Source organism: Pseudomonas nitroreducens NBRC 12694, assembly GCF_002091755.1.
Taxonomy (GTDB): Bacteria; Pseudomonadota; Gammaproteobacteria; order Pseudomonadales; family Pseudomonadaceae; genus Pseudomonas; species Pseudomonas nitroreducens.
The window spans coordinates 33,719-53,875 of sequence record NZ_BDAI01000009.1; the positions used below are offsets into that span (position 1 = coordinate 33,719).

Annotated in this window: 20 protein-coding genes and 1 pseudogene; 6 read left to right on the forward strand and 15 right to left on the reverse strand. The window is 61.9% G+C overall.

Features of this window, described 5'->3' with window-relative positions; all coding sequences use genetic code 11:
- Positions 1-67: 67 nt before the first annotated feature.
- The 3 genes and pseudogenes from PNI01S_RS28865 to PNI01S_RS20625 form a co-directional block, all read right to left on the reverse strand.
- Entirely contained in the window at positions 68-628 is a 561-nt protein-coding gene (locus tag PNI01S_RS28865) for a methyl-accepting chemotaxis protein (RefSeq protein WP_255302910.1), read from the reverse strand.
- Positions 608-1,441, reverse strand: a pseudogene (locus tag PNI01S_RS28870) (PAS domain-containing protein); the annotation flags it as partial. The gene PNI01S_RS28865 and the pseudogene PNI01S_RS28870, both read right to left, overlap by 21 nt.
- 79 nt (positions 1,442-1,520) lie before the next feature.
- Positions 1,521-3,275, reverse strand: a complete 1,755-nt coding sequence (locus PNI01S_RS20625; protein ID WP_038803421.1) for a hybrid sensor histidine kinase/response regulator — start codon at positions 3,273-3,275, stop codon at positions 1,521-1,523.
- Between the two features lie 27 nt (positions 3,276-3,302).
- Between PNI01S_RS20625 and PNI01S_RS20630 the strand changes: the two genes are divergently transcribed.
- Both PNI01S_RS20630 and PNI01S_RS20635 read left to right on the forward strand, forming a co-directional pair.
- Positions 3,303-3,962, forward strand: a complete 660-nt coding sequence (locus PNI01S_RS20630; RefSeq protein WP_024763105.1) for a response regulator — start codon at positions 3,303-3,305, stop codon at positions 3,960-3,962.
- A gap of 203 nt (positions 3,963-4,165) precedes the next feature.
- Positions 4,166-4,792, forward strand: a complete 627-nt coding sequence (locus tag PNI01S_RS20635) for a LysE family translocator (RefSeq protein ID WP_084358918.1) — start codon at positions 4,166-4,168, stop codon at positions 4,790-4,792.
- 58 nt (positions 4,793-4,850) lie between these two features.
- Here the strand turns inward: PNI01S_RS20635 and PNI01S_RS20640 are convergent, their stop codons facing one another.
- Entirely contained in the window at positions 4,851-5,132 is a 282-nt protein-coding gene (locus PNI01S_RS20640) for a peptidylprolyl isomerase (protein WP_084358919.1), read from the reverse strand.
- Positions 5,133-5,388: 256 nt separating this feature from the next.
- Positions 5,389-5,973, reverse strand: a complete 585-nt coding sequence (gene mdaB, locus PNI01S_RS20645) for an NADPH:quinone oxidoreductase MdaB (protein WP_024763108.1) — start codon at positions 5,971-5,973, stop codon at positions 5,389-5,391.
- Between the two features lie 169 nt (positions 5,974-6,142).
- On the opposite strand from mdaB, the gene PNI01S_RS20650 reads away from it, so the two are divergent.
- Positions 6,143-6,436: a putative quinol monooxygenase gene (locus PNI01S_RS20650; RefSeq protein WP_024763109.1), complete on the forward strand. Its 294-nt coding sequence runs from the start codon at positions 6,143-6,145 to the stop codon at positions 6,434-6,436.
- A gap of 7 nt (positions 6,437-6,443) precedes the next feature.
- Here the strand turns inward: PNI01S_RS20650 and PNI01S_RS20655 are convergent, their stop codons facing one another.
- Positions 6,444-7,886: a sensor domain-containing diguanylate cyclase gene (locus PNI01S_RS20655; protein ID WP_084358920.1), complete on the reverse strand. Its 1,443-nt coding sequence runs from the start codon at positions 7,884-7,886 to the stop codon at positions 6,444-6,446.
- Between the two features lie 241 nt (positions 7,887-8,127).
- On the opposite strand from PNI01S_RS20655, the gene PNI01S_RS20660 reads away from it, so the two are divergent.
- Positions 8,128-8,976 carry a CAP domain-containing protein gene (locus PNI01S_RS20660; protein WP_024763111.1) on the forward strand — a complete coding sequence of 283 codons (849 nt, stop codon included), beginning with the start codon at positions 8,128-8,130 and terminating at the stop codon, positions 8,974-8,976.
- A 4-nt stretch (positions 8,977-8,980) separates the two neighbouring features.
- Here the strand turns inward: PNI01S_RS20660 and PNI01S_RS20665 are convergent, their stop codons facing one another.
- The 3 genes from PNI01S_RS20665 to PNI01S_RS20675 all read right to left on the reverse strand — a co-directional run bounded on the left by PNI01S_RS20665 (position 8,981) and on the right by PNI01S_RS20675 (position 11,584).
- Positions 8,981-9,502: a hypothetical protein gene (locus tag PNI01S_RS20665; RefSeq protein ID WP_084358921.1), complete on the reverse strand. Its 522-nt coding sequence runs from the start codon at positions 9,500-9,502 to the stop codon at positions 8,981-8,983.
- 183 nt (positions 9,503-9,685) lie between these two features.
- The gene (locus PNI01S_RS20670; protein WP_024763113.1) at positions 9,686-10,522 is read right to left on the reverse strand and encodes a bifunctional allantoicase/(S)-ureidoglycine aminohydrolase; all 837 of its coding nucleotides are present in this window, start codon (positions 10,520-10,522) and stop codon (positions 9,686-9,688) included.
- A 177-nt stretch (positions 10,523-10,699) separates the two neighbouring features.
- A complete protein-coding gene (locus PNI01S_RS20675) occupies positions 10,700-11,584 on the reverse strand; it encodes a LysR family transcriptional regulator (RefSeq protein WP_084358922.1) in 885 nt (294 codons plus the stop codon).
- A 291-nt stretch (positions 11,585-11,875) separates the two neighbouring features.
- Between PNI01S_RS20675 and PNI01S_RS20680 the strand changes: the two genes are divergently transcribed.
- Positions 11,876-12,199, forward strand: coding sequence for a hypothetical protein (locus PNI01S_RS20680; RefSeq protein WP_037014990.1), 324 nt, complete (start codon positions 11,876-11,878; stop codon positions 12,197-12,199).
- On the opposite strand, the gene PNI01S_RS20685 is transcribed toward PNI01S_RS20680, so the two are convergent.
- Positions 12,136-13,296, reverse strand: a complete 1,161-nt coding sequence (locus PNI01S_RS20685; protein WP_084358923.1) for a hypothetical protein — start codon at positions 13,294-13,296, stop codon at positions 12,136-12,138. The genes PNI01S_RS20680 and PNI01S_RS20685 overlap by 64 nt on opposite strands.
- Positions 13,297-13,387: 91 nt before the next feature.
- Positions 13,388-13,609: a DUF1654 domain-containing protein gene (locus PNI01S_RS20690; RefSeq protein ID WP_024763117.1), complete on the reverse strand. Its 222-nt coding sequence runs from the start codon at positions 13,607-13,609 to the stop codon at positions 13,388-13,390.
- A 359-nt stretch (positions 13,610-13,968) separates the two neighbouring features.
- On the opposite strand from PNI01S_RS20690, the gene ycaC reads away from it, so the two are divergent.
- Positions 13,969-14,598 (forward strand): isochorismate family cysteine hydrolase YcaC, encoded by a 630-nt coding sequence (gene ycaC, locus PNI01S_RS20695; RefSeq protein ID WP_084358924.1) that lies wholly within the window; start codon positions 13,969-13,971, stop codon positions 14,596-14,598.
- Between the two features lie 1,289 nt (positions 14,599-15,887).
- On the opposite strand, the gene PNI01S_RS20700 is transcribed toward ycaC, so the two are convergent.
- From PNI01S_RS20700 to PNI01S_RS20715, 4 genes are all read right to left on the reverse strand, one after another.
- Complete coding sequence (locus tag PNI01S_RS20700) at positions 15,888-16,358, reverse strand: BRO-N domain-containing protein (RefSeq protein WP_084358925.1); 471 nt, start codon at positions 16,356-16,358, stop codon at positions 15,888-15,890.
- Between the two features lie 370 nt (positions 16,359-16,728).
- Positions 16,729-17,337 carry a hypothetical protein gene (locus tag PNI01S_RS20705; protein WP_143514263.1) on the reverse strand — a complete coding sequence of 203 codons (609 nt, stop codon included), beginning with the start codon at positions 17,335-17,337 and terminating at the stop codon, positions 16,729-16,731.
- A 62-nt stretch (positions 17,338-17,399) separates the two neighbouring features.
- Complete coding sequence (locus PNI01S_RS20710; protein ID WP_084358927.1) at positions 17,400-18,467, reverse strand: ParA family protein; 1,068 nt, start codon at positions 18,465-18,467, stop codon at positions 17,400-17,402.
- Between the two features lie 258 nt (positions 18,468-18,725).
- The gene (locus PNI01S_RS20715; RefSeq protein ID WP_045217833.1) at positions 18,726-19,973 is read right to left on the reverse strand and encodes a ribonucleotide-diphosphate reductase subunit beta; all 1,248 of its coding nucleotides are present in this window, start codon (positions 19,971-19,973) and stop codon (positions 18,726-18,728) included.
- Positions 19,974-20,157 lie beyond the last annotated feature (184 nt).

Below are 20,157 nucleotides of genomic sequence, written 5' to 3' on the forward strand. Positions count from 1 at the left end.
TGCAATGCCGGACGGGAGACTAGGGGAGGCTGCGGCAAGCCGTGTTGACGTGCCGCAGGCAAGCGCATCAGGTCGACAGCTGGTTGGCGAACTGGCCCACGGCGTTGACCACGCGCTGGGCGCTGTCCTGGATCTCGATGATCACCGTGCCAGCCTGGCCGGACAGCTCCAGGCCCAGTTCGGCCTGCTGCTTGCCGCGGTCGATCATGGCCACGGCCTGGCCTGCCAGGTGCTGGTTCTGCTCCACCACGCGGGTGATTTCCTCGGTGGCGGCACTGGTGCGCGAGGCAAGCTGGCGTACTTCGTCGGCGACCACCGCGAAGCCGCGGCCCTGGTCGCCCGCGCGGGCTGCCTCGATGGCGGCGTTTAGCGCCAGCAGGTTGGTCTGGTCGGCGATGCTGCGGATGCTCTGCACCAGCGCGCCGATGGCCTGGGACTGGCGATCCAGCGCCTCGATTCCCTCGGCGGCTTCCTGCATGCGGTCGGCCAGTTCGCGCATCACGTCGACGGTCTGCTGGACCACCGAAGCGCCCTTGGTGGCGCTGTCGTCGGTGGTCTGCGAGGTGTCGAAGGCGATGGTCGCGGCCTCGGCCACAGCGCGTTCGCGGCGCACCTGTTCGGTGATCACGGTGGCGAACTTCACCACTTTGTAGAGGCGGTCGTGGGCGTCGATGATCGGGTTGTAGGAGGCCTCCAGCCACACTTCGTGGCCACGGCTGTCGACGCGCTTGAAACGGTCGGCGACGAACTCGCCGCGGCGCAGCTTGGCCCAGAAGGCTTCGTACTGCGGGGAGTTGTATTCGGCGGGTTCGCAGAACATCCGGTGATGCTTGCCCTGAATCTGCGCCAGGCTGTACCCCATGGCGTCGAGGAAGCGGTCGTTGGCGGTGAGCACTTCGCCCTGCAGGTTGAATTCGATCACGGCGGTGGAGCGCTGCAGCGCCTCGATCAGGTTCTCATGCTCGCGGGAATTCTCGATGGTGCGGGTGAGGTCGCTGGCGTAGATCGAGAAGCGCTGGATCACCCCGGCGGCGTCGTGCACCGGCTGCAGGATCGAACGCAGCCAGGCCTCCTCGCCGTTGCCGCGCAGCAGGCGGATCACCCCGGCCAGGTGTTCGCCGCGCTCGATGGCGTGCTTCACCTTGAGGTGAAAGTCCAGCCCGCGCACGTGGTCGGGGATCAGGTCCAGCAACGGACGGCCCTTGAGCTGGTCGCCGCGGTGGAGCATTTCCTTCTCGAAGTTGGCGTTCACCGACTCGATGCGGCCTCGCGGGTCGAGGAACAGCACGAGCATTTCCGCATCGAGGCTGGCGCGGATCTCTTCGACGGAGGCGAGTTCTTCACGCAGGGCGGCCAGTTCCTGCTTCAGACGCGAGTTGAACATTCGTGGGCTTTCTCTAGTGGTGAGGCACGAAGGCTGCTGCCGATTCGTTTCACCCATTTCATCGGCTGATCGCGCCGCGACTTTAGCCCCTGATGACTTGGCGCATCCCGCGTGGAGCAAGGGGCCGCGCCATTCTTCAGACCGCGCTCGAGAGCTCCTGGCTGACGTCGATCGCGGCGCGCAACTGGTCGGTATCCAGTGGCTTGTGCAGCAACTGGCTGCCGCTGGCGGCGGCTTCTCGCAGGCGCTCGGGCGAAGTGTCGCCGGTGACGATCAACGCCGGTACCCGGCGCGACAGGTAGCTGCGGATGCGCCGGATGGCATCGGCACCGGTCTGGCCTTCGCCCAGGCGGTAGTCGGTGAGGATCAGGTCCACCGGTGCGTGGCCAAGATGGCTGGCCTCGATGTGCCGCTGGCAGGCGAGCAGGGCACTGGTGCCGGGGTAGACGCGATGGCCCCAGACCTCCAGCAGGTTGCACAGCGCGTGCAACACGTCGTACTGATCCTCTACCACCATGATGCCCAGGCCGGGGCCGCGTTCGCCCGGCTCCGGCGGCGCAGCGACCTGCAGCGGCGCCTCGGCCAGTGGTACGCGCAGGCTGAATACCGAGCCGCGGCCGGGCAGGGAATGCAGTATCAGGCGATGGCCGAGCAGGCGCGCGGTGTGACGCACGATGGCCAGACCCAGGCCGAGGCCCTGCTTGCGATCGCGCTCGGCGTTATGCAGTTGGACGAACTCGTCGAAAATGACCTCCTGCTGGCTGGAATGGATACCCACGCCGGTATCGATCACCTGGATCTCCAGCTCCCGGCCGCGCCGACGGCAGCCCAGCAGCACACCGCCGCTGCGGGTGTAGCGGAAGGCGTTGCTCAGCAGGTTGTCGAGCACGCGCTTGAGCAGCAGGGGATCGCTGTCCACCCACAATCGGCTCTCACACACGCGCCAGCGAAGATTGCGCTCGCTGGCGGTGCCAGCGAACTCGCCCTGCAGGTCGCCGAACAGCTTGCGCAGCGAGATAGGTTCGCGTGCTACCGGCACCACCCCCGCGTCGAGCCGCGAGATGTCCAGCAGTCCGTTGAGCAGGTCGCCGAGGTTGCCGAGCATGGCACGCAGCCTTGTGGCGATGTCGCGCGCCTGGCGGGCGTCGACCGGGCCGCGTTCGGCGAGGGCGGCGAGGGCGCCGACGAACAGCCCGAGGGCGTGGATCGGTTGGCGCAGGTCGTGGCTGGCGGCGGCGAGGAAGCGCGACTTGGCCTGGTCGGCGGCGCGGGCGCGGTCGCGCTGTTCGCGCAGGTCCTGCACGAGGTCGGAGTTTTCCTGGCGCAGGCGGATGGTTTCGCACAGGCTGCGGTAGGTCACCCGGCTGTAGTAGAGGTTGACGCCTGCCAGGCACAGGATGAAGAAGCTGTAGGTGGTGTGCTGCTCGTCGGCTACGCTCAGGCACAGCACCAGCACGGGCAGCAGCATGGCGACCAGCGAGCCGACATAGGCCGGCGGATGGGCCGACAGCGACGGCACCGCGCCACACACCAGACCAGTGAGCACGATGCAGGTGAAGGCGAACAGTTGCGGATCGCCGTGGACGAAGCCGACCCAGCCCAGCCAGCCCCACAGCAGGCTGCTCGCCCAGGACAAAAGCGTATTGCTCCATAGCCAACTTTTGCCCAGCGTGCGCGCAGGGGCTTGCCGGAAGTACGCCCGTGCCAGGACAATCCGCGCCAGCGTGAGCGAGTAGAGCACGGCCAGCCAGAAGACCATCGCCGTCGGCGCCATGGCATTACGGAAGATGTACAGCACCGGCAGAGGGATCACCAGGTTGGCGAAGAGCACGGCATACGACTGGCGGAACAAGAGATCGACCAGGTCGCGCTGTTGCAGGCTGTTATGCATGTCCGTAGTGCCTCAGGGAGACGAGTGATGGAAGGGAAGCGCGAACTGCGGGTGCTCATCGCCGATGACCACGGCATCGTACGGGACGGCCTGCGCCTGCTGCTGTCGACCCTGGACGACATCCGCATCGTCGGCGAGGCGGCGGACGGCCTGCGCCTGCAGGCTTTGTTGGAGGAGCAGCGTGCGGACCTCCTCCTGCTCGACCTGAACATGCCCGGCCTCAACCGGCTGCAGTTCATTCATGAACTGCGCCAGCGCCATCCCCGGCTGAGAATCCTGGTGCTCACCGCCAACACCGAACTGGCGACCGTGCGCTCGGTGCTCGATGCCGGCGTACACGGCTACCTGAGCAAGGGCGAGGACACCGCCGAACTGCTCGAAGCCATAGTCGCCCTGCGCAGCGGGCAGCACTACCTGGCGCGCGCCCTGCGCTTCCAGCTGGAAAGCCCGACCGCGCGCCCGCAGGGCGATGCCGATCTGCTCTCGGCCGTGGAGCTGACCCGGCGCGAGCGGCAGATTCTCTCCCTGGCCGCCCAGGGCCGCAGCGCGCGGGAGATCGCCGAACACTTCAGCATCAGCCCGCTGACCGTGCGCAAGCACCGCGAGAACCTGATGCGCAAGCTCGACCTGCACAGCACTGCCGAGCTCGCGGCCTACGCGGTGCGCCTGGGCATTCCCAGCGCCTGAGTCGAAGCAGTGCCTTGCCTGCATGCGCATGCTGCGCGTCCTGTCGGTGGAGGGTTCGGCAGAGACTAGCGTCCCGCAGGCCGGGGAAAAATACGGCAACTGCCGTATGTGCCGGTCCCGCCTCACTCCCTAACCTTGCGAAACGGACCAGGCGCCACGTCGATGCGCGTCGGCCGATACCCGATCAAGGGAAGGATCACTCCATGACACTGCCTGCCTATTGGGCCTCGTTCGCCGTGGCGACGCTGGCCTTCGCCTGCATGCCCGGCCCGGCCATCCTCTACATGACCTCGCAGACCCTCGCCCACGGCCGCCGCGCCGGACTGCACGCCGCGCTGGGCATCCACCTGGGCTGCTATGTGCACATCTTCGCCGCCAGCGCCGGGCTCGCCGCGCTGCTGCACCACGCGCCCAATCTCTACCTTGCGCTGAAACTGGCGGGGGCCGCCTACCTGATCTGGCTCGGCGGCTCGATGATCTTCGGCCGCCGCCGCTCCGAGCATGGCGAGGGCATCGAAACCCGGCCGAAGGTGCTGCGCGACAGCATGGTGGTGGAGGTACTCAATCCCAAGACGGCGCTGTTCTTCCTCACCTTCCTGCCGCAGTTCGTCGACCCGGCAGCCAGCCTACCGGTGGGCCTGCAGTTCTTCATCCTGGGGATGATCGTCAACCTGGTGTTTTCCACCGCCGATGTACTCGCCGTGCTGTTCGCCTCGCTGCTGCTGGGCACGCTGGGGCAGGGGCGCGGGCAGCGGGTGATGCCGCGGGTGTGCGGTTCGATTCTGGTGGGGCTGGGGGTGATGCTGGTGGCCCGTGGCGGGCCGGTATGAAGCGGGGAGGGCAGGGGTGCGCCGCTCCCTGAGTCGGGTGCGGCGCAGGCGAAGCGGATCAGTCCTCGCGGCTGGTCACTTCCACCAGGTGGTAGCCGAACTGGGTCTTCACCGGGCCCTGGACGACGTTCAGCGGGGCGCTGAACACGACCTGGTCGAATTCGCGAACCATCTGGCCCGGGCGGAAGCTGCCCAGGTCACCGCCGCTGCGGCCGGACGGGCAGGTGGAGTTGTCGCGGGCGACGGCGGCGAAGTCCGCGCCGTTCTCGATCTGGGTCTTGAGTTCGTTGCACTTGTCTTCGCTGGAAACCAGGATGTGACGGGCGGATGCACTGGCCATGGGATAACTCCTAAACAGGCAGTAGGAAAAAGCGAAGCCTAGCCGATTCCGGGCCTGAACCCAATGCCAGGCGGCGGGTGGCTTGCCCGCTTTTGCCGGATGGCGTGGAGCGCAGCGATACCCAGCGTTTTCCGTGGGGTAATTGCTGATGGGTAGCGCAAGCTCCACCCATCCTATGTTCTGCGATACGCCCGGCATTAGCGCAGCGAACATTCATGCAGGGCGTGGTACGCCGCAGGGTGATAGCGATCAGGCCTCAGGCACCGAACACTTCGCTCAGGTGCTGCTGGTAGCGCTCGACATCACCTTCGATGTTCGGGCGCTTCATCACGTCCACGCAGAGGAAGGTCGGCAGTGCGGTCATGCCGAGGAACTGGTTGGCCTTGTGGAAGGGGAAGTACACCGCGTCCACGCCCTTGCCCTCGAAGAAGTCGGTCGGGTCGTCGAAGGCTTGCTGCGGCGCGTTCCAGGTGGCCGAAATCATGTACTGCTTGCCGTGCAGCAGGCCACCGCTGCCGTACTTCTGCGAGGCATCGGAACGGGTGCGGCCGTCGTTGGCGTAGAGGCTGCCGTGGCCGGCGGTGAAGACTTCGTCGATGTACTGTTTCACCGTCCAGGGCGCGCCCATCCACCAGCCGGGCATCTGGTAGACGATGACATCGGCCCAGAGCATTTTCTGCACTTCTTCCTGGATGTCGTAGCCGCCGTCGATGAAGGTTTCCTTCACGTCGAAACCGGCATGGTCCAGGTGGGCGATGGCGGCTTCGTGCAGGGTGGCGTTGTAGCGGCCGTCGGAGTGGGCGAACTGTTTGCCGCCATTGATCAGCAGGATCTTTTTCATGAGTGGGCTCCGCAAGGGGATGGAAAGTCGATGGCGGCAGAATATCGAGCGCGGCAGGCCGGAAAAACCCGCTTCCGGACAAATGATCCGTGCGTGAAATTCAAAAATGGAGTTGATTGATTTGCGTCAGGATTAGGCAATCCATCCACTCACCAGGAACGCCGATCCGATGTACGCCTTCATCCTCCAGGCCCACACCCGCCCCGAAAGATCCCAGGATTTCGAAGACCTGTTCCGTGCCTACCTCACGCCCAGCCGCGCCGAAGACGGCTGCGTGCAGTACCACATGCTGCGCGACGTGAACGACCCGACCCTGTTCACCTTCTTCGAGGTCTGGCAGAGCCGCGAACACCTGGCCATTCACACCGCGCTGCCGCACATGCGCGAGTTCCACGAGCGGCGCATGGAATACCTGCGCCGCGATTTCCACATCCAGGAAGTCGAGGTGATGGCGCCACGCTGACCGCCACTCAGGCCACCACCCGGTTGCGCCCAGCTTCCTTGGCCTTGTAGAGGTTGGCATCCGCCGCATCGATCAGCGCCTGGATGCTGTCTGCCGCGGTATCCGAGGTGCTGGCCACGCCGACGCTGATGGTCACGATGCCGCGCGTGCTCTTCTCGTGCGGCAGCGCGGTTTCCTCCACCGAGCGGCGGATCGACTCGGCCACGCGTGCGGCAGCCGCACTGTCGCAACCGGGGAGGATCATCACGAACTCCTCGCCGCCGTAGCGGGCCGCCCCATCGTCCTCGCGCTGGCAGCCCTGGCCGACCAGGTGCGCCACGTTGATCAGCGCCAGGTCGCCGCGCGGGTGGCCGTAGTGGTCGTTGTAGGCCTTGAACTGGTCGATATCCATCATCAGTACCGCAAGGTGGCCGTCGCCGGCGCGCCGGCGCTGCCATTCGCGCTCGGCCTTCTCGTCGAACCAGCGGCGGTTGTGCAGGCCGGTCAGCGGGTCGGTGCCGGCCTCGGTGCGCAGGCGGCTCTCCTTGGCGTCGCGTCGCCGCAGGTGTCGGGTCAGGCGATAGGCGAAGAACAGCGTCGCGGCGTTGATCGCCACCAGCAGTCCGCTGGTGATCCAGGTGCGCGCGGTCCAGGTGTTCAGGATCACTTCACGGCACAGCTCCACCGAGACCACCGCCGGGTAGTCGCCGATGCGCCGGTAGCCGCGCCAGTAGGCGTCCGAGCTGCCGCCCTGCTGGCGGAAGTAGTCGTTGCGGCCGCTGTCGACGAACTCGCGGAAGGTGCCGATCTCTTCCTCGCTCGAACGCGGCAGTTCCGGCGGCCATTGGGCGAGCACCGTGCCGTCGAGCAGGCGGATCGAGACCACTCCGTGCTTGCCCAGGTCGAGGCCGCGCACGAAGGATTCCAGGTGTTGCAGCTCCTTGATCGCGGCGACCACGCCGACGAACTGGCCGTCCTTGTCGACCACCGCGCGGCTCAGCGCGGTACTGCTGGAGGAGCGTGGATAGGACGGCATGAAGGGATGGCTGAGGAACAACCGGCCGGGGTTGTCACGCGCCATCGTGAAGTAGTCGCGCATGGACAGGTCGCGGTTCGACTCGCCGGCGTGGTTCAAGTCCACCAGCAATTGGCCGTGGGCGTCGGTCACCACCAGGGTGCCCGCGTGCATCGAGCCGGCGGCGTGGCCTTCGACCAGTTCTTGCAGAACTTGCTGGGAAAGGTCCGGCGTCGCCGGGCCGGTGATGACGTTGGAGAGCGTCAGCAGCGTCTGCGCGTGCACGTCCAGGTCGCGGTGGAACTCGCGCTCCACCAGCAGCAGGGTGTTCTTGCCGCTGGCGTGGGCGTAGGCCAGCGCATCCTGCTTCATCTGCAGCATGTGCCAGCCGGCCAGCAGCGAGGCGAGCACCGCCAGCAGGAAGGTAAGGCAGAAGACGCGAATCGGTTTGAGCACGGCGTACCTCCTGCATGGCTCGGTCGATGTTCAGGTTCCTCAATTGTCCGATATGTCGGGCGGCATATAGCGGCAGTTCGAAGCCCCCTTGCCCCATGTCAGGCCGCCTGGCAATTTTCCGTGCGCGGCGAACCGCAACCTTTTCCGGGTTTTTCCGCCAACGGAACTCGAACGCGGCAGCCGCAGCCAAATGCCGAGAAATCACGCATCATTGAGCCCTTCTCGATCATCGGAGCCGTCCATGCCCAGCCAGTCGTTCCTTCTGCGCAGCCTGCTGTTGTCGCTCGGCCTGTGCGCCGCCGCTTCCGCCAGCGCAAGCGATCAGGATCAGCTGCTCGAAGCCATCAACGCCTACCGCGGGGATGTGCAGTCCTGCGCCGGCCAGGCGTCCCAGGTGCTGCCGCCGCTGTCGCCGGATTCGCGCCTGGCGCTACCGGCCTCGGCGGGTGAGTGGAAGGCCGCACTGAACCAGGCTGGCTATCCGATGAGCAGCGTGCGCATGCTCAGCCTCACCGGCCCGCGCGATGTGACGGCCGCCATGAAGGCGTTGCAGGAGAGCTTCTGCCAGGTGCTGCTGGACCCGCAGTTCGTCGATGTCGGCATCGTCCGCGAGGGCGATGACTGGCGCGTGCTGCTCGGCCGGCAGCTGGTACAGGCCAAGCTGGGCACCTGGGAGGCGGAAGGGCAACAGCTGCTGCAGGCGATCAACGCCGCGCGCGGCAAAGGCCGCCAGTGCGGCGGGCAGGCCTTCGGCCCCGCCGGCGCCCTGAGCTGGAACGCCACTCTGGGCGGCACCGCCGAAGCCCACAGCCGCGACATGGCCAACAACAATTACTTCGACCACAAGGGCCGCGACGGCAGCACGCCGGGTGACCGCGCGGAACTCGATGGCTACGCCGGCCAGCGCATCGGCGAGAACATCGCCGCCGGGCAGGGCAACGCGCAGAAGGTAGTGGACAGCTGGCTGGCCAGCCCCGGCCATTGCGCCAACCTGATGAACCCGCAGTACAGCGAACTGGGTGCGGCCTACGCGGCGGACCCGAAGAGCGACGCGGGCATCTACTGGACGGCGATGTTCGGTTCGCCCTGAGCCCTTATCGACCGCCGCTGACAGCGCCGGGCTCGCTGGCCTGGCGCTTCACCTTGGCCTCCAGGATGGCCGCCTCGATCGCCGCCAGCGTGCCTGATGCCGCCGGGCGTTCGAACACCTGGCTTTCGGCGAGCGTGGACACGCGCTCGCCGTCGTTCAGGGTGAATTCCACGAACCCCAGGTGCTCCGACCAGGAGCGATAGCGCCGCACCATGAACAGGCTGTGGCGGCTGCGTACCGAGCTGATTCTTTCCAGCGCGATCTGCCGGTGGCTTTGCTTGCCGCACAGCACCAGCTCGCCCTTGTCGATGAAGGCCGGTTCGGCTTGCGAAACCCGTCTCCACTCCACGGCAAAGCGCCAGCCGAGCATCAGCAGGAACAGGGGCAGGCCGGAGAATACGCCGATGGCGCCGCCGAACATCTTGATCAGCGTGAAGGCGGCCATCGCCAGCAGAATCAGCAGGGTCATGGCGCGATAGAAATGGACGTTGTCGAATTCGGGCTGCGGCAAGAACCGGACATCCATGTGTTTTCTCCTGGGCGACTGCGAAACGTCCTTCAGCCAGACGTTTTAGCAGACTGGGCGGCGCCTGCCATGCGAGCCCGGTCACGACACCGACCGAATCGCCCAAAGAAAAACCGGCGCCTGGGCGCCGGTTTCTCGTGTGATGCACGGGAGTCGCAACGACTTCCCCGCTGAACCTGCCTGTCAGTGAGCCTGGTTCAGGGTCAGGCGCATCTGGCGGTTCACATCCTTGTACAGCAGGTAGCGGAAGCGGCCGGGGCCACCGGAGTAGCAGGCCTGCGGGCAGAAGGCGCGCAGCCACATGAAGTCGCCGGCTTCCACCTCGACCCAGTCCTGGTTCAGGCGGTAGACCGCCTTGCCTTCCAGCACGTACAGGCCGTGTTCCATCACGTGGGTCTCGGCGAACGGAATCACGCCGCCCGGCTCGAAGTTGACGATGTTCACGTGCATGTCATGGCGCATGTCGGCCATGTCGACGAAGCGGGTGGTGCTCCAGCGACCTTCGGTATCCGGCATCACCTTCGGCTCGATGTCCTGCTCGTTGGTGACGAAGGCTTCGGGCAGCGGTACGCCGTCGACTTTCTGGTAGTGCTTGCGGATCCAGTGGAAGCGGGTGTGCTGGCCGCTGGTGTTGCGCACCTTGTAGTCGGCGCCCGGCGGAATGAACGCATAGCCGCCCGGCTTCATGGTGTGCACTTCGCCCTGCAGGGTCAGGCTCAGCTCGCCTTCGACGATGAACAGCACCGCCTCGGCGTTGACGTCCTGCTCGGGCTTGTCGCTGCCGCCCTGGGGCGCCAGCTCGACGATGTACTGCGAGAAGGTTTCGGCGAAGCCCGACAGCGGGCGGGCGATGACCCACATGCGCATGTTGTCCCAGAAGGGCAGGTGGCTGGTGACGATGTCACGCATCACGCCCTTGGGGATCACGGCGTAGGCTTCGGTGAACATGGCGCGGTCGGTGAGCAGCTCGGTCTGTGCCGGGTGCCCGCCGTGCGGCGCGTAATAAGTGGATTTGGCCATGGGGTGATTCCTCATTGTTGTCTTGCTGCCCGGCGCGTGCGGCGCCGTGGTGAGCAATGGGTGCAGAGCGGCGCGCTTGTCGGTGCGCTGGCCGTCGCTGGAGACCACGATATCCAGTGGCGTGTTCATGCACAAATTAAATGTTGGAATTCGCTGTATTCGATTTTCGAATGCTGTTCAGCCCTTCGTATCCTGCGCCAACACCCGCGCCAGCACCCGCGCCAGTTCCTTCACCATCGGGTCCACCGCCGGCCGGTGCAGCATCGCCACCTCGAACACGTCCACCGAGGGTAGCCCGATATTCTTCGCCAGCACCGCGTGCTCCGCCGTCACCGCGCGCTGCGGCAGCAGGCCGATGCCCATGCCGTCGGCGATGGCCGACTGGATGCCGGAGAGGCTCGAACTGGTGAAGCTGATGTGCCAGCGGCGGCCGATGGACTCCAGCGCGGCGATCATTTCGTCGCGGTAGACCCCGCGCGGCGGGAAGGTCACGATGGGCAGCGGGTCCAGTTCGATGCAGGCGTTCTTCGCGCTATCCACCCAGCGCGTCTTCTCCGGCCAGCAGGCCACCGCCTCACGGGCGTTCTGCCGCTGCTTGAGCAGCACCAGGTCCAGCTCGCCGCGGTCGTAGCTGGCGGACAGGTCGCGGCTCAGCCCGCTGGTGACTTCCAGTTTCACCTGCGGATACGCACGGTTGAAGGCCGCCAACTGCTCGGTGGTGCGCCCGGTGGCGAAGTCGTCCGGCACGCCGATGCGCACCGTCAGCGCCACCGTCGCCCCGGACAGCGCCTCGACCATCTCGTCATTCAACGCCAGCAGCCGCCGCGCATAGCCCAGCAGGGTATCCCCGGCATCGGTGGGCAGCACATCGCGGTTGCCACGCTCCAGTAGCCGATGCCCGGCCATCTCTTCCAGCCGGCGGATCTTCTGGCTCACCGTCGACTGGGTCGAATGCAGCCGCGTCGCCGCCGTGGTGAAGCTGCCGCAATCGGCCACCGTGACGATGGCGCGGAGCAGATCGAGGTCGAAGAGGCGGGTATTTGGTTTGTCACTGTCGCTCATGGCGGTATCGGTTTTTTGAATGCTGACGGTGCATTTAACCGTCCGGGCGCCGGACGGGCAATGTATCCATCACCTGTAGGAGCGAGCTTGCTCGCGAACGGAGCTTCCGGCGGCTCCGGCGTGGCGTGGTTCGCGAGCAAGAACTAGGCGTCCCCCTCGCTCCTACAAAAAGCAGGCAGAGCTGAGGGCCGGTTCGCGGGAGCAGGTTCCCGGCCCTCCACCAATTCTCCTGCCGCGATCTAGACTCCAGAAGCTGACCATATCCGGGGGAACTACACGGAGAGCGTCACCATGAACCGTCTACCGATATCCCTGCCGGTGCTGGCTGCGGTTGCCGCGTTGTCCGGTTGCATGAGCAACGAAGAGTTCCTCGCCTCCAACCAGCAGGCCGCGATCAAGGCCACCGAGTCGCGGGCGAAGTTCGAGATGAACTGTGAGGCGGTGACCAGCAGCGTGCTGTCGAGCAAGGTCACCAGTGTGCGCCGGGCCATGGAGCGCACCGAGTACACCATTGGCGTGCGCGGCTGTAACAAGCAGGTGACCTACATCACCTACTGCCTGAATCCGGAAACCTGCAACGCCATCGCCGATACGGCGCGGATGGGGGCGCCATAAGTCTCGCCGGGATGGGAGGTTCGTGGTCCATCCTGGATTTTGTTTGTGCTACGTACGATGGCCTTCACGAATCGGCTGGGTAGCTGAATCTGGTGAGGGTCTTTGGCGTTGCCAACTCGGAAGGTGAATACGTCTCCCATCGACCAGACCACCTGTACATTCCTCAACTCGCACTCTGATGTGAGCGGCAAGTCTTTCGGTGGTGCGCCGTCGCAGTAGCCTTTTTCCAGCACGACACTCTGCGCCTCATAGTTGCCCAGTCCTAGATTTCGCACTACGCGGTCCGGCATTCCGGCCAAAACTCCGCTGTAGAAGGCGATAGCCAAGGCGAAGAATAGGGCGAAGTGAACAGCGTAAGTGAAACCGCCAAAGCTTCCAGCGGCGCACATGGCAGCGGCTAGGCAGGCCCCTAGGGGTATCAAGTAGACGGCCAGTGTTTTCAGATCGCCATTCTCGATTCCATCGATAAATTGAGCGGTATTGGCGATGACCGAGAAAGCCACGATACCCACCATCATTACTGGCACCCAGGCGCAGTAGGCGAAACGCAGAAATGTGCTCCTCGGGAGTTTGAGAGTCAGTTGGATGGCGATGCCGAACAGCAGGCACACGGCAATGGGCGCAAGAATGAGTGCCTTGATGTAGTGAGCAGGAAAGTGCAGAAGTATCGAGGACAGGATGATGGAGGTGAGGCTGTATGGGCCTGCATACATCAGCGACAGTAGACCAAATGCTTTGCGAAGCTCTCGCACTTCGTGCGGACCGAACCATCGGAGGATGGCGGCACGAATCTCCGGGCGATCGATGAAGCCATGGAAAATCACCAGTCCTGGCACCAGCAACCCAACCATCAGCAGCCCGATGATGAGAAAACCGACCATTCCGGCCCCCAGTAGCAGCGATGAAAACTGTAGTAGGTCGAAGCTTGGGTAGAAGTGGTTGGTATGGAAGTAGAGCAGGAAAAGCGCGAACCCCGCTGCTGGCGGGGCGAACTTGGCAATCTGCGCGGAGTAGCGCTTGAAGAAAACCGAACTGATCGCCGCGAATCGATCAATTGGGTCCTGCTCGGGCGCAGGTCGGTCACTCCATCTTTCCATATCGCTTCCTTGCACGACTGCTGGCTGAATGCCTGCATGGTAGGGAGCGATGCCAACACTGTCATCAGCTAGTGCGTAGTGGAGACAGAACTCAATCCAGCCAGCTATGCCACGCCAGGCGAATCGCGCCGTCCTGCAGGGGCAGCAAGGTGAGGTTCGGTGCCTGGCGCAGATCGGTGACCAGTTGGCTCCAGGCGGCGGAGTCGTCGCTGGGTTCGCGGCGCAGGGTGATGCCGAGGTTCTTCAGGGTGGTCGGGTCTGCCAGCAGGGCGTTCACGCGGGCGGACAGCTGATTGTAGGTTGCGGCGTGCATGGGAGGCCTCCAGGTCGGGATGGATGGAAAACACTGTATGTAAATACAGTATTTCTTGTAAAGGCCTGCGTGACCATCGGTAGGTGGGTTTCCGATGGGTGTGAAACCGGAAGGCTCTGGGACGGTGTCTTCAGTGGTGGGCGGCATTTGCCTGGGAGTTCAGGCCTGAGGAGCCACGGGGTTATTGGTTGGTCTGTCGCTATCGTTCTTAAAATGGAACGCTAGATCTGATTTTTGCCGTCTGGTGCATCAAGGGTGTCGAAATTAATCTTTGTTCCATGCAGTGACGCACTGCAAAACGAGTCCAAACCCTTTCCGGCAGCGCCGGCACCCACTGAAAGCAAATCGAGGATTTCACCATGACCAACGCTACCTACAACCGCCTGGACAAAGACAAGGCCGCTGTACTGCTGGTCGACCACCAGGCCGGTCTGCTCTCGCTGGTCCGCGATATCGATCCGGACAAGTTCAAGAACAACGTGCTGGCGCTGGGCGACCTGGCGAAGTTCTTCAACCTGCCGACCATCCTCACCACCAGCTTCGAAACCGGCCCCAACGGCCCGCTGGTTCCCGAGCTGAAAGCGCAGTTCCCGGACGCGCCGTACATTGCCCGCCCTGGCCAGATCAACGCCTGGGACAACGAGGACTTCGTGAAAGCAGTGAAGGCCACCGGCAAGAAGCAGCTGATCATCGCCGGCGTGGTGACCGAGGTGTGCGTGGCGTTCCCGGCGCTGTCGGCCCTGGCGGAAGGCTTCGACGTGTTCGTGGTGGCGGATGCCTCCGGCACCTTCAACGAGATGACCCGCGACGCCGCCTGGCGCCGGATGGAAGCGGCCGGTGCGCAGCTGATGACTTGGTTCGGCGTGGCCTGTGAGCTGCACCGCGACTGGCGCAACGATATCGAAGGGCTGGCGGCGCTGTGCTCCAACCACATTCCGGATTACCGGAATCTGATGACCAGCTACAACGCGCTGGCTGCGGGCAAGTAACAGCTCGCTGATATGAAAAACCGGAGCCTCGAAAGGGGCTCCGGTTTTTTGCTTTTTGTAGGAGCGAGGGGGACGCCTAGTTCTTGCTCGCGAACCTGCTGTGGCACGGTGCCTATTCGTAAGTGCGGACTCCGTCCGCGATGTCTCCGCCTCGCGCCTTGGTTTCCTGCGTCGCTTCGGCGTGTGCGCGGACTCTGTGTTTCGCCCCCTCGGGCGACCTCCTTTGGCAAACGCCCCAAAGGAGGCAAAGGTCTTGCCCCGGACATCCGGTTTTTCGCTTAGGCGAAAAATACCCTCGTTGAATCGAAGTTTCAGGGGCACGCCGCGAAGAGCCATCCCTGGCCCATCGCGGCTCTCGCGGCATCCATGCCGCTCAACCCCTGAAACTCCAATTCAACGAGGCCTCCTGAACGGGGCACTCGGAGTACGTGGGTGTTTCTCTGGAAGACTTATCAAGCCAGAGCCGAATCCAAAGCCAAAGCCAAGGCTGTGCAGAGATGTTCTCCGCAGAAGGGGATTTCTTGTGTCTCCAGAGTTTCCACCCACCTCGAGATCACGGCGTAACAAGAACGTAGGATGGGGTGGAGCGTAGCGATACGCATCAATGCCCACGCACAGAAAGCATCGGCATCGCAAGCTCGCGAAACACCTCCGACTGACCGTACAAAAGCCATTGCCGGGCGCCGGCAGAGTGCGGTTCGCGAGCAAGCTCGCTCCTACAAAGTTGCCGGCTTCGGCCCCGGCTCTCGCTTTGGCTTTTGTGAGTCTTCCAGAAAAATATCCGCGCACTCCGAACTGCCCCTTTCAGGAGGCCGAAGGTGATCGGAGTTTCAGGGGCCCGCGGCGATGGGCCAGGGACGGCCCTTCGCCGCGGGCCCCTGAAACTCCGAAGAACCGAGGGTACTTTTCGCGAAGCGAAAAGCCGGATGGAGGGGCGAGACCTTTGCCTCCTTTGGGGCGTTTGCCAAAGGAGGTCGCCCGAGGGGGCGAAACAAAACCTCCGCGCGCACGCCAACGCGGCGCATTCGCGGACAAAATCCATTGCGGGACGTTTTGGGTGCCGCCGGCCACACCCTCTCCCTAGCCCTCTCCCTGAAGGGAGAGGGGACCGTTCGGCGCAGGTTGAAACCAAGTCATCAGCCGGCACGAGTAGCTCCCTCTCCCTTCAGGGAGAGGGCGGGGGAGAGGGAAAACCCTACGCACGGACTCACAGAAGAACGCAGCTGCTCCTAGTCCCGCGCAGCGATTTCAAGAACAGAGCGATAGGTATCGCTCCGCTCCACGCCATCCTACTCACCAACCTCCAGCCGACCACTCAACTCCGGCCAAACCCGATACGGCACCCACAACACGCCTTGCCACTTCAACACCGACAACGACTCCGTCGGCCCGCGCAGCATTTCCCGGCGCGGTTCGCCCAGGTCGGTGCGGTGCTGGTCGCGCAGCGTCGGAATCACCTGCTGCGACAACCACTGCCGCACGCTGCGATTCTTCGGATGGAAGTAGTGGATCAACGCGGCATAGGCGCCCGACTCGCTGATCAGCAACTCATCGACGTATTCGCCATTGCCATCGCGCACCCAGGCGCGGCGGAACTGGTCGTCGTCCAGGTTGCGCTCCACGCGCTCGGCCAGATAGGGCGAGCCGATCTGCCGGCCCAGGTCGTGGGCGCAGAACCAGCACTGGTCTTCCAGCAGCACAGCGCGCAGCTGGCGCTTGTGGCGGATAAATTCGGTGGGGATCAGTACCTCTTCAGACATGGCGCACCTCCGGGACGGAGGATGAAGAGGGCGGGGACAGCGAAGCGCCTTCGGGGCGAAGGCTGGGGGTGATAGGCATATCCATTACCTCTACGTGATGTTGGCCAGCTTTCTTAGGGCTGGGTGCCGGGAGCTAAGAAACCCCACGTAGAGGGCCGGACATATTCCCCTTTCGGGTCTTGTATTAGCCCACTCCCGACGTCGCAGAGGGTTTTTCGAGGACGAATGAATCCAGCGTGCTCGAAAAAGCCGCTTAACTTTCGGGAGCGGTCTGGCCGCTACGTGACAGGCGTTTCTTAGGCGCCGGGCGCGAGAGTAACGTGCCACGTAGCATGAATCAACATAAGTGTCGAAAAGTAGTAGATCTTAGTTAGCTAAAGCGCAGAAGACGATCAATCGGAGAGTCTGGAAATGCATGATTGTAATAGTCGATCATCCAGATCTGCTTTCCTCGAATTGAAGGATTTTCGCTCAGCTTTCGTGGAATGGAAAGTTCAATAGCTTGTTTGGCTTCGTCAGGTTTTCTGTGAGATAGATAGTTAATAAAGTAGGCGCCATCGCTTTCCTTTATGATGGTATCCCTCGGGATTTCAGACTCATCTTGGTAGACAAGGTTTATTAAGTCTTTCGATGCGACAATTCTCGGATGGATGGAAATGTCCTTTTCGATGTTGTAAGCATGGATTAAACCGTTGCTGAAAAGGAAGTCGCCATCAAAATGATGCATGCCGTAAGAAATACCACCTCTGCATAAAATTCCATTGCTGAGAAGATTGAACTGATAGTCAGAAACAAGCTTCGCAAAGTTCTCAAATTCGGATGCTTTGAAAGGCAGTGCGAGTACAACTGAGTCAGAGAATTGAGTCAGTTGAAGGTCTTCAATCTCATCTTTAAGCTTTTTGGTGGTGACGTGTATTTCTTTGAGTCTGTCAATATATTTTTGACTGCTTTCGGGGTTCTCGCAGTCATGTTTTACCATGCTACTGAACCCCAAGAGATCTATGAATGCTACGAAGAAATTGCTTAGTTTGCTTGTCATATTTATGCAATTAGCTCAAGCTTTTCAGAGATTTCTTTAATGCGCTCCTTATAATTTTCCATGCGCTCTTGAGCTCCCGACCAAACAGGGCCTGACCATGGGCGACGTTCTTCGTCCATAACCCGCGTGTCATCTTGCGTAATGCTAAAAATAGGCTTTCCGTGCTCTTGCATCAGTGGAGCTAAACTTTGGAAATCGCGAATCTTTGCTGCTACTACAGCATCCCCTGTAAGCCCTCCCGTGAGATCATGCTCTGCCGTGCTAAATTTCCTAAGCATAGGAAGAAGGGCATTGTCTACCCGGACAGGGATCCGATCCATCCACATCCTATAGCTCGGTCGCGGTTGGCCGCCAAAAATCTTGAAGTTTTGGAGGATGACTCCAAGGAAAACTGGAAGTCCCTGTTTAATAGGAAGGTCCAGTTCTTTAAAGCTTTGATAAATTTGTTGATGTTCTTCAATCCATCTTTCGATAATTGAGGATAAAGTACTAATGGCTTGTACGTTAAATCGATCTGGGGACGTTGGAACAAAGAATCCGTCGCATACAAGGAAGCAGGCGCGAGTAAGGGCTCCTGAACTTGGGCCTACATCTATTAGGATGTAATCTATAGAGTTCTGTTCGCCATAGCGCGTTAGGAGGTCGCCGAGCGCTACATAAGTTCTCTTTTCGTGTGTTTTGTTAGAGAAGCGTTGTATATGCGCTTCGGCGAGAGCATCTTCAATGCTGCTTAAAGCTACGTCGCCACGTAGTAATTCAAGATTTTCAGATATTTTTATTGTTTTTACAGTGTTCAGGTCGATTTTTGCAATTTCGCCAGTCAAGCGAGGGGTAAGGATATCTAGGAGGCTTGTGCCTTCTAGTTTTTGCTCATTTCCTGATGTGCGTTCAAGCTCATCTAATTCGGCTAATGCCGGAGCTAGCATTAGCTCGGTTAGATTACACTGTGGATCAGCATCTATAGCGAGAACGCGATGCCCGGCAAGTGCCAGATAATGAGCAAGGTTGAAAGTGGTGGTGGTTTTTGAAACGCCACCTTTGTGATTGTATAGCGTGACTATTTTCGTCATTTAGTCTTCCTTCCTAGAAAATTAACATGAGGCGGAATAATGGCTAGACAGAGTTTCTATACGAGAAGTGCATATCCCACAAAATTTACACTGATATTATCTTGATATCAATGCTGGGTGGGTTGAAAAATATCTTTCTAATAAAGAAAAAGCCCCGCACTAGGCGGGGCTTTTCGCTTTCTAATCACTGCCCCAACATTCCATTTCGGGTTACAGCGTTTCTAATGGTCTTGACTTGCGGTGGTGCTACTACTTCTGTCAGTCCCAGCTCAGCGCGCCGCCGGTCTGGTACTCGATCACGCGGGTCTCGAAGAAGTTCTTTTCCTTCTTCAGGTCCATGATTTCGCTCATCCACGGGAACGGGTTGCTGGTGCCCGGGTATTCCTCTTTGAGGCCGATCTGGGTCAGGCGGCGGTTGGCGATGAACTTGAGGTAGTCCTCCATCATCGCCGCGTTCATGCCCAGTACGCCGCGCGGCATGGTGTCGCGTGCGTATTCGATTTCCAGTTGGGTGCCCTGGAGGATCATCTGGGTGGCCTCGTCCTTCATCTGGGCATCCCACAGGTGCGGGTTTTCGATCTTGATCTGGTTGATCACGTCGATGCCGAAGTTCAGGTGCATGGATTCGTCGCGCAGGATGTACTGGAACTGCTCGGCGGTGCCGGTCATCTTGTTGCGGCGGCCCATGGAGAGGATCTGGGTGAAGCCGCAGTAGAAGAAGATGCCTTCCAGGACGCAGTAGTAGGCGATCAGGTTGCGCAGGAACTGGCGGTCGGTCTCCGGGGTACCGGTTTCGAACTTCGGATCGGAGATCGAGCGGGTGTACTTCAGGCCCCAGGAGGCTTTCTTCGCGACCGAAGGAATCTCGTGGTACATGTTGAAGATTTCGCCTTCATCCATGCCCAGGGATTCGATGCAGTACTGGTAGGCGTGGGTGTGGATCGCTTCCTCGAAGGCCTGGCGCAGGATGTACTGGCGGCACTCGGGGTTGGTGATCAGGCGGTACACGGCCAGCACCAGGTTGTTGGCAACCAGGGAGTCGGCGGTGGAGAAGAAGCCGAGGTTGCGCATGACGATGCGGCGCTCGTCCTCGGACAGGCCGTCCTTGCTCTTCCACAGGGCAATGTCGGCGTTCATGTTCACTTCCTGGGGCATCCAGTGGTTGGCGCAACCATCCAGATACTTCTGCCAGGCCCAGTCGTACTTGAAGGGTACGAGCTGGTTGAGGTCGGCGCGGGCGTTGATCATCTGCTTGTCGCCGACTTGTACGCGGGCGGCGGAGCCTTCGAGATCGTCCAGGCCTTCCTGGATGTCCAGGGCGTCGAGGGCCTGCTTGGCGCGGGCGACGGCGTCGGAGTCGTTGGCGGATACGGCGCGTGCTTCTTCGACGGAGCCAGCGGCGTCGGCGTCGAGTTTGTCAGCGTTCTGCGCGGCGGCCTGGGCGACGGCCGGGGCGGCCTTGGCTTCGGTGGCGTCTTCTTTGTCGAATTCGTCCCAGCTCAGCATGGGCTTCCTCTCCTGGTTCTGTGGGCTGCTCTGTGGCGGCCTGATGTCTGATGGCGTGGTGTGCACGCTAAGAGCTTTGCGTCTTCCGTTCACGACGGAGGAGGCTGTTGTTCTGAGGGAGATGGGGCCTTAAGAGCCCCTCACCCTAGCCCTCTCCCAGAGGGAGAGGGGACTGTGAAGCTGC